The organism is Candidatus Thiosymbion oneisti (assembly GCF_004359955.1).
Classification (GTDB): domain Bacteria; phylum Pseudomonadota; class Gammaproteobacteria; order Chromatiales; family Chromatiaceae; genus Thiosymbion; species Thiosymbion oneisti.
Genome location: NZ_SMSC01000215.1, coordinates 1 through 202, shown reverse-complemented (window position 1 = coordinate 202; position 202 = coordinate 1). Strand labels below are relative to the sequence as shown.

At 59.4% G+C, this 202-nt stretch carries 1 pseudogene; it reads right to left on the bottom strand.

The features are described from left to right. A pseudogene (locus E1958_RS19975) lies at positions 1–202 on the bottom strand (transposase); the annotation flags it as partial.

Here is a 202-nt window from a genome sequence, read left to right as displayed (position 1 = left end):
GAATAGCCGATAAACTGCTCCCCATCGATGCCCAAGCGCACGAGGAGCTTGGGTTCTCGTGCCTCGATGGATCCAGACTTATCCTCACGTAACGCCCGGCCCGTCCAGTCGACCAGCTCCAAGTAGTCATCAAAGGCAAAAGGCACCGCCCAGGGAGTCCGTGCAGTGGCATCAAAGGGCATCAGCGGGGCTTGGGGCAAGA